Genomic DNA, 12,646 nt, shown 5'->3' with positions numbered 1-12,646 from the left:
GCTATAATGGCCTCATGAAGCTGACGAAGACATCGGACGGCTATGTCGTGAAGGTCCCCGACGAAGTGGTCGCCTCGCTCGGCCTGCATGACGGCGATGACGTGCAATTCGCGCGGTCTGGGGTGGTCGTCATCCCTGTGAGCGAGGAACAGCGGGAACGGGCTTTGGAAGACATGAAGCGGCTAGCGCGACCCTTCCCCGCGGATTACAAGTTCGACCGCGAGGAAGCCAACGCACGCTAATGCGGGCGTTCCTCGACTCCAATATCCTTGCCTATGCGTTCGGAATTGATCCGCGGAGCGCCACGGCCTTCAAGCTTGTGGAAGACGGTGGCGTCATCAGCACACAATCGCTGAACGAATTGGCCAACGTTCCTCGCCGCAAGCATCGTTTGGCTTGGGACGATGTCAGACGAGCGGTTCGAGACGTCATCGTGCGTTGCCCGGCCATCATCACTCTCACCGTCGACCTCCACCACCTCGGCCTACGCCTCGCCGACCGCTACACGCTGTCCGTCTACGATGGCATGATCGCCGCCGCCGCGGTGATCGGCGGCTGCGACACGCTCTATTCGGAGGACATGCACCACGGCCTCGTCATCGACGGGCGGGTGCGGATCCTCGATCCGTTCGCGCCCGTCTGAGCCGCATCAGCGGTGCAGGTAATGCGCCTGTGCCGCGTCCGTTGCGTTGATCGCGAGGATCGAGCGCGCGTCGCCCGGCGGGCGGGCGTGGCCGCGGCCGTCGCTGCCCGCGGTGATAACGCGGTTGAGCAGTTCCTGCCCTTCCGCCCACCAGCCGATGCCGCTGGCGGCGTTGAGATGGCCCTGCGGCCCGGCATCGACGAAATGGCTGCCCCATTGTGCGGCAAGGCTGTGCGCCCGATCGATGCCGATCCACGGATCGTCGCTCGATGCGACGAGGATCGAGGGGAAGGGCAAGGGCGTCTTCGGCGTTGGCGCGAAGCCGCGCAATTCCTCCGGTGCGCCCGGTCGGTCGACGTCGGCGGGGGCGACGAGCAGCGCGCCGGCCACCGGCCAGCCATAAGGCTGCGGGCTGAGCTCCGCCCACCAGGCGACCGCCAGGCAGCCGAGGCTGTGCGCGGCAAGGATCACCGGCGCCTCGGCGCGCGCGATCGCCTGGTCGAGCTTGGTCACCCAGGCGTTGCGATGCGGCGTGTTCCACATGCCGAGCTCGACGCGCATCGTATCGGGGCGCGAATCCTCCCACAAGGTCTGCCAATGCGACGGGCCCGAGCCGCCGAGGCCGGGTACGGTCAGGATGGTCGGCTGCGCGCTGTCGAAACTGGAAAATCCGGTCATGGCTGCATCTCCCTCCGTTACGGGCGGGTGGCGGGCAGCGGCCGGAGCCGTCGCGCACCACCTCATCCCCAACGCCGAGCTTAATCCTACCGTTCCGATAGGCAATAAGCGATGCGCCCAGCCGATGGTGGCAGGCGGCGGGGCGAGGGTGCCGTCAAACGGGGTGACGATCGCGGCGCTTCGGCGCTAGGGGAGGGCATGGCAAAGACGCGTGCGGACCAGATGCTTGTCGATCGTGGCCTCGCCGAATCGAAGACGCGCGCGCAGGCGCTGATCATGGCCGGGCTGGTCTTCGCGGGGACGCGCAAGATCGACAAGCCGGGGCAGGCGCTCGCCGACGACGTGACGCTCGACGTGCGTGGGCGCGATCATCCCTGGGTGTCGCGCGGCGGCATCAAGCTCGCGCATGGCTTGGACCATTTTGGCTGGGACGTTACCGGCGCGGTGGCGATCGACGTCGGGTCGTCCACCGGCGGCTTTACCGACGTGCTGCTCCATCGCGGCGCGGCGCGCGTCTATGCGGTCGACAGCGGCACCAACCAGCTGGCGTGGAAGCTCAGGCAGGACCCGCGCGTCATCGTCCACGAACAGACCAGCGCGCGCATCCTCACCCCCGCGCATATCCCAGAGGCGATCGGCCTGATCGTCTGCGACGCGAGTTTCATCGGTCTTGCCAAAGTGTTGGAGCGGCCGATGACATTCGCGGCGCCCGCCGCGCGGCTGCTGGCGCTGATCAAGCCGCAGTTCGAGGCGGGGCGCGACGAAGTCGGCAAGGGCGGCGTCGTGCGCGATCCCGCGATACGCGCGCGCGTCTGCGCGGCGGTGGTCGACTGGCTTAGCGTTTCGGGCTGGTCGGTGGCCGGGGTCACCGAGAGTCCGATCACCGGCCCCGAAGGCAATGTGGAATATTTGGTCGCCGCAATACGTGATTGATCTACAATGGGAACGATCACCGATACGGGTGCTTTACGAAGGCTGCGCGCCGCGGCAAAGCAGGGGCGCAGATTGTTAGGGAGCATCGGGTGGGCGGTATCGCATCCAAAGGGCAGTTGCGGGTGTCGTTCCTGCGCTGGGCCGTCTTTACCGTTCCGTTGATCCTGTTGCTCGGTTTCGCCTCGGGCCGTGCGGTGCCCGCCGGTGCCGACAACAATTGGTATGTCGCCTTGCAGAAGCCGGCACTGACTCCGCCGGGCTGGGTCTTCCCGGTCGCCTGGAGCTCGCTCTACGTGCTGCTCGGACTGGCGGTGGCGATGATCCTCCACGCCAGGGGCGCACGCGGGCGCGGCGCGGCGCTCGCCGCCTTCGCGGTGCAGTTCGTGCTCAATCTCGCCTGGACGCCCCTGTTCTTCGGCATGCATCAGGTCGGAGCGGCACTGTTCGTCATCATCGCCATCCTCGTCGTCGCGACGATCACCACTGTGTTGTTCGGGCGGATCCGGCCGGTCGCCGCTTGGCTGATGGTGCCCTATCTCGTCTGGATCAGCTTCGCCGGTGTGCTCACCTGGCGCATCGGCCAGCTCAACCCCGATGCCGAAACCCTTGTGCCGGCGGCGCATACGTCCCAGATGCTGTGACACGTTACGCTGACCGGGACCCAATCCAATGCAATCCGACAATCGCCTGTTCGATGATCTCGTTAAGCTGATGAACGGTGCCGCCGGCACGCTCGCCGGCGTCGGCCGCGAGGCCGAATCGGGGGCGCGGGCGCGGGCGCGCGAGTGGATCGGCGGGCTCGACTTCGTCAGCCGCGACGAATTCGAGGTGGTCAAGGCGATGGCGGTCGCCGCCCGCGACGAGAATGACGCGCTGCGCGCGCGGCTCGACGCGCTCGAGGCGAAGCTCGGTGCCGCCGCTACCCCCTCGGCGGACCTGCTTCCCACGGCCTGAGCGACGTTTTCCACAGCTTTATCGACAGTGTTGTCCACTATGGGGTTGCCTGGGCGTTTTTGCCTCGGCAGCCTTGTCGTGCGATAGAGGCGTAACGATGCTCGACCACGCTGAACACGAATCCGAACCCGATGCCCCGATCGACATGCTCGAGGCCTATTATGCCGCGCATGGCTGGGACCATGAGCGTCACGATGATGAGATCGTCGCCACGGTCAAGGGCAGCTGGACCAGCTACGAATTGCGCGCACTCTGGCGCGAGGATGACAGCGTGCTGCAATTCCTCGCATTTCCGGACATCAAGGTCACCGATGACCGGCGCGGCGCGGTGTATGAAGCGATCGGCCTGGTCAACGAACAGCTGTGGATCGGCCATTTCGAACTGTGGTCGTCGTCGGGCGTGCTGCTCTACCGCCATGCCGCGATGATCGACGGCGAGGAGGAGGGGACGATGTCGCTCGGCGCGACCGAATTGCTCGTCGAGTCGGCGATCGAGGAGTGCGAGCGCTTCTACCCCGTGTTCCAATTCGTGCTGTGGGGCGGCAAGACCCCCAAGGAGGCGCTCGCCGCCGCGCTGATCGAGACGCAGGGCGAGGCGTGACGCGCCTGCTGATGGTCGGCGCCGGCCATATGGGCGGCGCGATGCTGCGCCGCTGGCTCGCCGCCGGCCTGTCGCCCGCGGAGGTCACCGTCGTCAGTCCGAACGGCCGTCCGATGCCGGACGGCGTGCGCGTGCTGCGGGCGATCCCGGACGTGTGCGAGGGGGATTATGACCTGATCCTGCTCGCGCTGAAGCCGCAGCAGCTTGCATCCTTGCGCGACGGGCCGCTCGCCGGGCACAGGCCACGTCTGCTCGTCTCGATCCTGGCGGGGGTCGAGGTGGCGACGCTGGCGCCGCTCTGCCCGGCGGCGACGGTGGTGCGGGCGATGCCCAATCTGCCCGTCGCGATCGGCGCGGGGGTGGTCGCGCTCCATGCCGCCGATGCCGGGACCGCTGCGCGTGACGAGGTCGCCGCGCTGATGGCGCCGCTCGGTCTGGTCGAATGGATCGCCGACGAGGCGCAGTTCGACGATGTCACCGCGCTCGCCGGCTGCGGCCCCGCCTTCCTGTTCCGCTTCGCCGACGCGCTTGCCGCCGCCGGTGCGTCGCTCGGGCTGCCGCAGGATCAGGCGGCGCGGCTGGCGCTGGCGACGATCCGCGGCGCGGCGGAGATGGCGGCGCAGGCGGATGTCGGCCCCGCGGTGCTCGCCGACCGTGTCGCCAGTCCCGGCGGATCGACGCGGCAGGGGCTGGACGTGCTCGATCGCGCCGATGGCCTTGCGCCGCTGCTGCGCGAGACGCTCGCCGCGGCGGCGGCGCGCAATCGCGAGATGGCGGCGGCGGCGCGGCGCGCCTAGCTGCGCAGCGCTTCGATCAGCGGCCGGTCGCCGTCGGGGATCATGCCCTCCAGCACCGCCCAATAGCCCGACACCGCATCCTGTCCGGCGATCTGATAGGCCTGCGACATCTTGACGCGCACCGCCTCGAACAGCTCGCTTTCCATCCGCGTGCCCTCTTCGGTCAGCCGCAGCAGCCGCTGGCGCCGGTCGCGCTCGCCCGGTCGGGTTTCGACCAACTTGCGATCGGTCAATTCGTTGAGTACGCGACCCAGCGACTGTTTGGTGATCGCGAGCAGCCCGAGCAATTCGCTGACCGTCAGGTCCGGTTTGCGCGCGATGAAATACAGTGCACGATGATGCGCGCGGCCCAGACCCTGGGCGGCGAGCCCCTGATCGACGGAGCGGGTGAGATGGCTATGGCCAAAATACAGCAATTCCATGCCGCGACGCAGTTCGGGCTCGCGGAGAAATTGGGCGGAAGCGGTGGGAGCTGTGGCAGCCATGTTGACCGGTCTAGCCCCCGCCCGTAGGCCTTCGCAACCCCTGATGCCTGAGAGAAATCGATGACCCTCGTTTCGCCGGCCGCCGCGCCGACCTTCCGCTTCGATCGCAGCGCGACCCCGGTCGCCGCCAACGAGCGCGCCGCGCGCCTCGTCGATCCCGGCTTCGGGCGCGTCTTCACCGATCATATGGCGGTGATCCGCTATGCGGAAGGCGAAGGCTGGCACGATGCGACGATCACCGCGCGCGCGCCGGTCACCGTCGATCCGTCGACCGCGGTGCTCCATTATGCGCAGGAGATATTCGAAGGCCTCAAGGCCTATCGGCTCGACGATGGCGGCATGGCGCTGTTCCGGCCGGAGGCGAATGCGCGCCGCTTCAACAACAGCGCCCGCCGCCTCGCCATGCCCGAACTGCCCGAGGCGCTGTTCCTGCAATCCTGCCGCCAGCTGGTGCAGACCGAGCGCGACTGGTTCCCGCAGATCGAGGGCGGGGCGCTGTATCTGCGCCCGTTCATGTTCGCGAGCGAGGCGTTCCTCGGCGTCAAGCCGTCGTCCGAATATCTTTATATGGTGATCGCCTCCTCGGTCGGCGCCTATTGGAAGGGCGGCGCGCGCGCGGTGTCGATCTGGGTCAGCCAGGATTACACCCGCGCCGCGCCCGGCGGCACCGGCGAGGCCAAATGCGGCGGCAATTACGCCGCCAGCCTGCTCGCCCAGTCAGAGGCGATCCGCCAGGGCTGCGACCAGGTCGTCTTCCTCGATGCGGTCGAGCGCCGCTGGGTCGAGGAACTGGGCGGCATGAACGTCTTCTTCGTCTTCGACGACGGCACGATGGTGACCCCGCCGCTGACCGGCACGATCCTGCCCGGCATCACGCGCGATTCGATCATCCGCATCGCGCGCGATCAGGGGATCACGGTGCGCGAGGAGAAATACGGCATCGACCAGTGGCGCGCCGATGCGGCGAGCGGCCGGCTGACCGAGGCCTTCGCCTGCGGCACCGCGGCGGTGGTGACGCCGATCGGCGAGGTGGCCGAACCCGCCGGCCGCTTCACCATCGGCAGCGGTGGCACCGGCCAGCTGACCCAGCGGATGCTCGACGCCCTGTCGGCGATCCAGCGCGGCCGCGCCGCCGACCCGCACGGCTGGCTCGACCGGCTCGGCTGATTGTCGCCGCGGCGGCGAAATAGCCGGCCGGCGGGGCTTCCCAACCCCGCCGGCCCCGCTATAAGGCCGCCTCCTCGTTGGGGCGTCGCCAAGTGGTAAGGCAGCGGCTTTTGGTGCCGCCATCCGCAGGTTCGAATCCTGCCGCCCCAGCCAGGTCTCCTGTCCGGACCTTGGCAGAACTTCTCAGACTGTCCGGTCCTGCATTTACCCGTCGGATCGCGCGCAACCCGGGACAGCTGGCGGCTTCGTGCGCGACGGCACGGCGGCGCCCGGGGCGAGCGCTTCCCATTCCTGCACCGCGACCCCGGCGTATCGGCCGGATTGACCCGAGGCGTCGAAGAGGGCGCGCAGACAGCGTGTCGTGATCGGTGGAAAGCGGACCGCCTGCCAGGCGTCCGGATCGGTGCCATAGCCGCTGGCGCCGGACACCGGCTTCCAGCCATCGTGCCAATATTCGAGATGCCACCCGCGTGGCGGCGCGACGCCTTCATCTGCACCGGCGGGATGATCCGCCCAGAACCGGATACGGCTGCCGTCCAAGGTCACCGGCTGCGGCCAGCGGTACTCGATCCACTGCCGGGGCGGATTGTTCGGCGACCAGCTGCCCCACAGATCGGGCGGCAGCGGTGCGTCCTTGACCACGCCGTCGTTGAGCGACTTGATCCAATATTGCACCGGCACCGGCTCGTTGGAGGCGGTGGCATAGGCAGCGGCGGCGATGTTGCGCGTCGGCGCGGCGGGCGGCTGCCGGCGGCGGGTCGGGATGACGGGCCGGATCGCGGCGGGGGTGACGCTGTCGTCCCACGCCATCCGGTCGATCGCGACGCTGCGGCGGAAATGGCCGCCGCCCACCGCATCGGCGGTGTGATAGGTGAGATACCAGTGGCCCTTGAACGCGACCGCCCCCGAATGGCTGGTCGTCGAGCTGACCGGGCGCAGCACCGTGCCGCGATAGGTCCATGGCCCCAGCGGCGACGGCGCCGATCCGTAAGCGATGCAGGCGTGATAGATGGCGGGCGTGCAGGGCGAGTCCGGCCCGGCAGTGTTGGCGGCGTAGAGCATGTAATAGGTGCCGCGCCGCTTCATCAGCCACGGCGCTTCGAAGAAGCCGGTGAGAGAGGGGACGGCGATCGGTGCGCCCTTCGGCGTCAGCATGTCGCGCGCCAGCTCCATGCCGCGCAGCTGCCCGAACGTCCCCCAATAGAGAAAGACCCGCCCGTCGTCGTCGATCAGCACGGTCGGATCGATATTCTGGATGGCGTTGCGCACCGGCACGCGCTGCGACACGATGGGGCCGGCGGGATGCGCGTCCCGCCACGGCCCGGTGATCCGGTCGGCGACCGCGACCCCGATCGCGAACCGGTCGCGCGCATCGCTGTTCCGCTCGAGCACCGGAGCGTACATATAATATCGCCCGTCGAAGCCTTTGACGATCTGTCCGGCATAGGCACGGCCCGGCTCCGCCCAGGCGAATACCGTCTCCGGCCGCGCGATCGACGGATAGTGCCGCCAGCGCCCGGAGGCCGGATCACTGGTCGACAGCAATTGCCACTCGTTCATAATGAAGTCGTTGACGTTGGGCGGCGCCTCGTCACGGCCGGCAAGGATCCACAAGGTGTCGCCATCGACGAATGGCGCGGGGTCGGTCGAATAATAACGCCCGTCGGCGAGGATCGGGTTGCCGGGCGCGACGACCGGGCGTCCCTCGTCGGCGAGCAGCGCGGCAGGCAGCACCGCGAGCAAAGCGGCGGCGAGACATCGGCTCACGCCGCCGCGAGCGCCGGCGGCCAGCGTCGGTTCGCCTCGACCGCCGTGGCGAGATCCAACGGCACCGGTGGCGCATCGGCCGGCGGTGATGCCGTGATCCGGGCGGGAAAGCGCTTGTGCGGCATGACGCGTCTGGTGCGGCAACCAGCCGGCGGAGGGCGCAGCCGTGCTTTCTCTGATCAACGCGCAGTGCCTCATGCCCGACATCGCCTCCCGTTGCGGTTACGTCCTTCTAAACTGGTTTGATACCGTATACGATAAGGCGCAATACCAATTCGACCTGCGATGCCCCCGGGCGAAGCTGGTCATGCCTGACACGATGCCATCCGGTTCACGCGGCTTTTCGCAGCGGTGCTTGGCTGCGCCGCGGCCGCGTGGTCTGGGCAGGCGGCACCGCCAAAGTCTTGAGGGGAGGGCGGCCGCGAACGGGACCGGCGCTCCGCAGCCGCCACACCGGCGTGGCAGCCGGGCGAGCGACCAGCCTGCGCCGCGTCCAACGATGCGGCCGCCGGTCCGGTCAGTCGAGCGTCACCACGATCTTCCCGAACGCGCCGCGATCGAGATGGTCGAGCGCAGCCGGCAGCGCGTCGAAGGCATAGCGGCGGTCGATCACCGGCTGGATGGCATTGGCGTCGATCGCGCGTACCAGATCGTCGAGCGCGCGCCGGTGGCCGACGCGGATGCCCTGCACGACCGCGTTCTTGAGCATCAGATGCCGCGCTGCGCCGGGCAGCTCGACGCCGTCGATCACCCCGATCAGCGCAATCCGTCCCTGCACCGCCACCGCCTCGAGCGACCGCGCCAGATGCGCGCCGCCGACGATGTCGAGGATATGATCGACGCCGCGATCCGCGGTGAGGCGATGCACCGTCTCGACCCAGCCATCGCGGGCGATCGCATGATCCGCGCCGAGCGCCGCGGCCCGTTCGCGCTTTGCCGCGTCGCCCGACGTGACGAAGACGGTCGCGCCATGCGCCTTGGCGATCTGCAGGCCGAACAGCGCGACGCCGCCGGTCCCCTGGACCAAGACGCTCGCCCCCGCCTTGAGGCGACCCTGTTCGACCAGAGCGAACCATGCGGTCAGTCCGGCGCAGGTCAGCGTACTCGCCGCGACGGGATCGAGGCTGTGCGGCGCGGCGACGAACCAGTCCTCGGGCATGGCGACATATTCGGCGAGCACACCGGGGTAATTGCCGCCGAGCGCAGCGCCCGGCGGGTTCGCGGCGCTGCCCGCATAGCTGCCGTCGATCCAGCCGGGGAAGAAGACCGATATCACCCGCTCGCCGACAGCGAAGCGCGTCGCCCCCGCGCCGGTCGCGACCACCGTGCCGGCAAGATCGGACCCCGGCGTGAACGGGAACGGCAAGTGCGTCCCCAATCCGTTGTCGATCACCAATTTGTCGCGATAGTTGAGCGCCACCGCCGCGACCTTGACCAGTACCTCACCCGCGCGCGGCTCGGGCCGCGGCACGCGCGCCAGCCGCAGATTGGCGCGGCCATAGTCGGTCATCTCCCAACGCGTCATCGTCATCATGCGTCTCCTTTCGTCCAGACCGGGCCGATCTAGCGTTGATCGTCACGCCCCGGTGGCGATAGTCGGGACCGGCTTTGGTGCATGGGACGCGACAATGAAGCGGGCAGATGTGTTGGCGGAGGTGCCGGTGTTCGTCGCCGCGGTCGAAGCGGGCGGGTTCAGCGCCGCCGCGGCGACGCTCAACCTCACCCGGTCGGCGATCGGCCGGTCGGTCGCCCGGCTCGAACGGCGGCTCGGCGTGCGGCTGTTCCACCGGACCACGCGGCGGCTGACGCTGACCGAGGACGGGCAGGCGTTCTTCGATCATTGCCGCCGCGCGCTCGACGAGCTCAAGGCGGCGACCGCGGCATTGCAGTCGGAGCGCTGCGAGGTGGCGGGGCGGCTGCGCGTATCGATGCCGGTCTTGTTCGGGCGGCAATGCGTCGCCCCGATCCTGATCCGGCTGGTGGAGGCGCACCCGCGGCTGGAGATCGACTGCAATTTCAACGACCGGCTCGTCGACGTGATCGAGGACGGCTTCGACCTCGTCCTCCGCAACGGCCCGTTGCGCGACTGGCCGGGGCTCGCCGGGCGGCGCGTGGCGACGCAGCATATGCGCGTCTGTGCCGCTCCCGGCTATCTCGCGGAGGCGGGCAGGCCGGCGACGCTCGACGACCTCGCCCGGCACCGCGCAATGCTCTACGGCCGGCCGGGGCGGATCCGGTCGTGGCTGTTCCCGCAGCCGGGCGCCGCGCCGCGCGAGATCGTGCCGCCGAGCCGGATGCGCTTCGACGATCTCGGCACGATCCGCGACGCCGCGGTCGCCGGCCACGGCCTCGCCTGGCTGCCCTGCTGGCTTATCCGCGACGATGTCGCCGCGGGGCGACTGGCGACGGTGCTGGACGCGCTGCCGGCGCACAGCTTCACCAGCCATGCCTTATGGCCGCAGGCACCGCGCCTGCCGCTGCGGCTGCGGCTGGCGATCGACGCGCTCGCCGCCGAACTGCCCGCCGCCACCGCGCTCAAACTCTGAATTGCATTTCATTTGACGCAGATGCGGCGCGCGGGCGATCAGAAGCGGTGGCGCATATCCTGCTCATCGAGGACGACGCGGGCACCGCCAACGAGATCGCCCTCGAACTCGTCGCGGCAGGGCATCGGCTGACCCATCACCTGACGATCGCGGCGGCGCTGGCCTGCGCGCAGGCACCGGGCGTCGACCTGCTGATCGTCGACCGGCAATTGCCCGACGGCGAGGGACTCGACCTGATCGCGCGGCTGCGCGGCGACGGCTGCCGCACCCCGGCGCTGGTGCTGAGCGCGCTCGGCAGCCTCGACGATCGCGTCCGCGGGCTGCGCGCCGGCGGCGACGATTATCTCCCCAAGCCGTTCGCGCTGGTCGAGCTGGTCGCACGCGTCGAGGCGCTGCTGCGCCGCCCCAACGAGACGCGCGACACACGGCTGATCGTCGGGCCGCTCGATCTCGATCTGCTCGCCGGCACCGCGACGCGGGCCGGCCGCCCGCTCGAACTGCTGCCGCGCGAGATGAAGCTGCTCGACTATCTCGTCCGCCGGCCGGGGCAAATCGTCACGCGATCGATGCTGTTGCAGGACGTCTGGGGTTATACGTTCGAACCCAACAGCAACGTCGTCGACGTCCATATCGGCCGGTTGCGCCGCAAGGTCGATGTCGCCGGCGAACCGCAGCTGATCCGCAACGTGCGCGGCCGCGGCTATGTCTTCGATCATGCGGGCTGATCCGCGCACCCGTGCAACGCTGCGCTGGGGCGGGGCGATCGCCGCGCTGCTCGTCGTCCAGTCGCTGGTCACCGCGGCGATCGTCTGGGCGCTGGTCAACGCCAGTCACGCGCATGCGATCGACCAGGCGCTCGCCGGCGACTGCCGCTTCTTTGCAAAGACCCCCGCCGCCGAACGCCGCGAGGAGGTGCGCGAGATGCTCACCCGCGACATCCATCGCGAACGCTTCCTCGGCCTGTTCGACGCGTCCGGCCGGTTGATCGACGGCAATGTCGCGCGTTTGCCCGATCTGCCGCCCGGCCGGGCGCGCATCGTCACCACCGCGGTGGCGCCGACCGAGCTGCCCGGCAAGACCAGCGACGTCGCCCGACTTTCGGTCTGTCCGCTGCCGGGTGGCGAGCGGCTGCTCACCGGCTTCGACCTCGACAATGCCGAGGAGGCGCTGCACCTTGCCGGGCGGGCGATGCTGCTCGGTCTGCTGCCGGCGCTCGTGCTGGCGCTCGGCTTCGGGCTCGTCGCCGGACGCCGCGCCGCGCGGCAGGTCGATACCGTGCGCGCGCTGACCGCGCGGATCGTCGCGGGCGGCCTCCACGAACGTTTGCCGGTGGAGCGCCGCCCCGACAGCTTCGGCCTGCTCGCTGAGCATATCAATGCGATGCTCGATCGCTTGCAGGTGCTGGTCGCCGACGTGCGCGGCGTCGGCGACGATATCGCGCATCAATTGCGCACGCCGCTCACCCGGCTGCGGGCGCGCGTCGAACGCGGCATGCGCGAGGCGCGCGCGCCGGCGGATTTCCAGACGGTCGCCGAGGCGGCGCTGACCGAGATCGACCAGCTGCTCGGCATCGTCGCCGCGCTGCTGCGCATCCGCGAGCTGGAGGATCATGCCCGCCGCAGCCGCTTCGCGCCGGTCGATCTCGCCCGCGTCGCCGCCGATGCCTGTGACCTCTATCGGCCGACCGCGGAGGATCGCGGCATCGACCTCGTCTGCCGGATCGACACGGCCGCGCCGATCGAGGGCGATGCCAGCCTGTTGATCGAGGCGCTGTCCAACCTGCTCGACAATGCGATCAAATTCGGTCCCGCCGGCGGCCGCGTCACGCTGACGGTCGAGCGCAGCGCCGCCGCGATCACCGTCAGCGTCGCCGACGAGGGGGCGGGGATTCCCGCCGCGGAGCGCGACTTGGTGACCCAGCGCTTCTACCGGGGCCGGCACGATTGCCAGGGCGCGGGGCTGGGGCTCAGCCTGGTCAAGGCGATCGCCGACATGCACGGGCTGAGCCTGCGTTTCGCCGAACAGGGCAGCGCCGTGCTGCTGGTCATGCCGCTGCGTCGAGACTGAACACGAAT

At 69.3% G+C, this 12,646-nt stretch carries 16 protein-coding genes and 1 tRNA gene; 12 read left to right on the top strand and 5 right to left on the bottom strand.

Features of this window, described 5'->3' with window-relative positions; genetic code table 11:
* The first annotated feature begins 14 nt into the window (after positions 1-14).
* Both BW41_RS10775 and BW41_RS10770 read left to right on the top strand, forming a co-directional pair.
* A complete protein-coding gene (locus BW41_RS10775) occupies positions 15-242 on the top strand; it encodes a hypothetical protein (protein WP_037534340.1) in 228 nt (75 codons plus the stop codon).
* A complete protein-coding gene (locus BW41_RS10770; protein ID WP_037534338.1) occupies positions 242-643 on the top strand; it encodes a PIN domain-containing protein in 402 nt (133 codons plus the stop codon). The genes BW41_RS10775 and BW41_RS10770 overlap by 1 nt, the downstream gene beginning before the upstream one ends.
* A gap of 6 nt (positions 644-649) precedes the next feature.
* On the opposite strand, the gene BW41_RS10765 is transcribed toward BW41_RS10770, so the two are convergent.
* Positions 650-1,321, bottom strand: a complete 672-nt coding sequence (locus BW41_RS10765; RefSeq protein WP_037534336.1) for an RBBP9/YdeN family alpha/beta hydrolase — start codon at positions 1,319-1,321, stop codon at positions 650-652.
* Positions 1,322-1,519: 198 nt separating this feature from the next.
* On the opposite strand from BW41_RS10765, the gene BW41_RS10760 reads away from it, so the two are divergent.
* The 5 genes from BW41_RS10760 to BW41_RS10740 all read left to right on the top strand — a co-directional run bounded on the left by BW41_RS10760 (position 1,520) and on the right by BW41_RS10740 (position 4,606).
* Positions 1,520-2,254: a TlyA family RNA methyltransferase gene (locus tag BW41_RS10760; protein WP_037534333.1), complete on the top strand. Its 735-nt coding sequence runs from the start codon at positions 1,520-1,522 to the stop codon at positions 2,252-2,254.
* Between the two features lie 89 nt (positions 2,255-2,343).
* Entirely contained in the window at positions 2,344-2,895 is a 552-nt protein-coding gene (locus BW41_RS10755; protein WP_200870402.1) for a TspO/MBR family protein, read from the top strand.
* A gap of 28 nt (positions 2,896-2,923) precedes the next feature.
* Entirely contained in the window at positions 2,924-3,208 is a 285-nt protein-coding gene (locus BW41_RS10750; RefSeq protein ID WP_037534332.1) for an accessory factor UbiK family protein, read from the top strand.
* Positions 3,209-3,305: 97 nt separating this feature from the next.
* Positions 3,306-3,809 (top strand): YbjN domain-containing protein, encoded by a 504-nt coding sequence (locus BW41_RS10745; RefSeq protein WP_037534330.1) that lies wholly within the window; start codon positions 3,306-3,308, stop codon positions 3,807-3,809.
* Between the two features lie 11 nt (positions 3,810-3,820).
* The gene (locus BW41_RS10740; RefSeq protein WP_037534365.1) at positions 3,821-4,606 is read left to right on the top strand and encodes a pyrroline-5-carboxylate reductase family protein; all 786 of its coding nucleotides are present in this window, start codon (positions 3,821-3,823) and stop codon (positions 4,604-4,606) included.
* Here BW41_RS10740 and BW41_RS10735 read toward each other — a convergent pair.
* A complete protein-coding gene (locus BW41_RS10735; protein ID WP_037534329.1) occupies positions 4,603-5,091 on the bottom strand; it encodes a MarR family transcriptional regulator in 489 nt (162 codons plus the stop codon). The genes BW41_RS10740 and BW41_RS10735 overlap by 4 nt on opposite strands.
* 60 nt (positions 5,092-5,151) lie before the next feature.
* Here BW41_RS10735 and BW41_RS10730 point away from each other — a divergent pair, with 60 nt between their 5' ends.
* Positions 5,152-6,258 (top strand): branched-chain amino acid aminotransferase, encoded by a 1,107-nt coding sequence (locus BW41_RS10730; RefSeq protein ID WP_037534327.1) that lies wholly within the window; start codon positions 5,152-5,154, stop codon positions 6,256-6,258.
* 78 nt (positions 6,259-6,336) lie between these two features.
* Positions 6,337-6,411, top strand: a tRNA-Gln gene (locus tag BW41_RS10725).
* Positions 6,412-6,462: 51 nt separating this feature from the next.
* Here the strand turns inward: BW41_RS10725 and BW41_RS10720 are convergent.
* The 3 genes from BW41_RS10720 to BW41_RS10715 form a co-directional block, all read right to left on the bottom strand.
* The gene (locus BW41_RS10720) at positions 6,463-8,025 is read right to left on the bottom strand and encodes a family 43 glycosylhydrolase (protein ID WP_037534324.1); all 1,563 of its coding nucleotides are present in this window, start codon (positions 8,023-8,025) and stop codon (positions 6,463-6,465) included.
* Positions 8,022-8,150, bottom strand: coding sequence for a hypothetical protein (locus tag BW41_RS21965; protein ID WP_268747115.1), 129 nt, complete (start codon positions 8,148-8,150; stop codon positions 8,022-8,024). The genes BW41_RS10720 and BW41_RS21965 overlap by 4 nt, the downstream gene beginning before the upstream one ends.
* Positions 8,151-8,542: 392 nt before the next feature.
* Positions 8,543-9,556, bottom strand: a complete 1,014-nt coding sequence (locus tag BW41_RS10715; protein ID WP_200870401.1) for a zinc-dependent alcohol dehydrogenase family protein — start codon at positions 9,554-9,556, stop codon at positions 8,543-8,545.
* Between the two features lie 97 nt (positions 9,557-9,653).
* Between BW41_RS10715 and BW41_RS10710 the strand changes: the two genes are divergently transcribed.
* From BW41_RS10710 to BW41_RS10700, 3 genes are read left to right on the top strand one after another with little or no spacing between them, the layout of a single operon-like run.
* The gene (locus BW41_RS10710) at positions 9,654-10,571 is read left to right on the top strand and encodes a LysR family transcriptional regulator (RefSeq protein WP_037534322.1); all 918 of its coding nucleotides are present in this window, start codon (positions 9,654-9,656) and stop codon (positions 10,569-10,571) included.
* Between the two features lie 47 nt (positions 10,572-10,618).
* The gene (locus BW41_RS10705) at positions 10,619-11,296 is read left to right on the top strand and encodes a response regulator transcription factor (protein ID WP_037534320.1); all 678 of its coding nucleotides are present in this window, start codon (positions 10,619-10,621) and stop codon (positions 11,294-11,296) included.
* Positions 11,286-12,638 (top strand): sensor histidine kinase, encoded by a 1,353-nt coding sequence (locus BW41_RS10700; RefSeq protein ID WP_235199731.1) that lies wholly within the window; start codon positions 11,286-11,288, stop codon positions 12,636-12,638. Before BW41_RS10705 ends, BW41_RS10700 begins: the two co-directional genes overlap by 11 nt.
* Positions 12,639-12,646 lie beyond the last annotated feature (8 nt).

It is taken from the genome of Sphingomonas sp. RIT328 (assembly GCF_000632225.1).
Taxonomy (GTDB): Bacteria; Pseudomonadota; Alphaproteobacteria; order Sphingomonadales; family Sphingomonadaceae; genus Sphingomonas; species Sphingomonas kyungheensis.
This window is presented reverse-complemented; position numbering and strand designations above follow the sequence as displayed.

Coding starts and splice junctions, on each gene's coding strand:
- BW41_RS10775 (WP_037534340.1), top strand. CDS start 15: ATGAAGCTGACGAAGACATCGGACGGCTATGTCGTGAAGGTCCCCGAC.
- BW41_RS10710 (WP_037534322.1), top strand. CDS start 9,654: ATGAAGCGGGCAGATGTGTTGGCGGAGGTGCCGGTGTTCGTCGCCGCG.
- BW41_RS21965 (WP_268747115.1), bottom strand. CDS start 8,150: ATGCCGCACAAGCGCTTTCCCGCCCGGATCACGGCATCACCGCCGGCC.
- BW41_RS10760 (WP_037534333.1), top strand. CDS start 1,520: ATGGCAAAGACGCGTGCGGACCAGATGCTTGTCGATCGTGGCCTCGCC.
- BW41_RS10770 (WP_037534338.1), top strand. CDS start 242: ATGCGGGCGTTCCTCGACTCCAATATCCTTGCCTATGCGTTCGGAATT.
- BW41_RS10750 (WP_037534332.1), top strand. CDS start 2,924: ATGCAATCCGACAATCGCCTGTTCGATGATCTCGTTAAGCTGATGAAC.
- BW41_RS10740 (WP_037534365.1), top strand. CDS start 3,821: ATGGTCGGCGCCGGCCATATGGGCGGCGCGATGCTGCGCCGCTGGCTC.
- BW41_RS10730 (WP_037534327.1), top strand. CDS start 5,152: ATGACCCTCGTTTCGCCGGCCGCCGCGCCGACCTTCCGCTTCGATCGC.
- BW41_RS10765 (WP_037534336.1), bottom strand. CDS start 1,321: ATGACCGGATTTTCCAGTTTCGACAGCGCGCAGCCGACCATCCTGACC.
- BW41_RS10745 (WP_037534330.1), top strand. CDS start 3,306: ATGCTCGACCACGCTGAACACGAATCCGAACCCGATGCCCCGATCGAC.
- BW41_RS10735 (WP_037534329.1), bottom strand. CDS start 5,091: ATGGCTGCCACAGCTCCCACCGCTTCCGCCCAATTTCTCCGCGAGCCC.
- BW41_RS10715 (WP_200870401.1), bottom strand. CDS start 9,556: ATGACGATGACGCGTTGGGAGATGACCGACTATGGCCGCGCCAATCTG.
- BW41_RS10700 (WP_235199731.1), top strand. CDS start 11,286: ATGCGGGCTGATCCGCGCACCCGTGCAACGCTGCGCTGGGGCGGGGCG.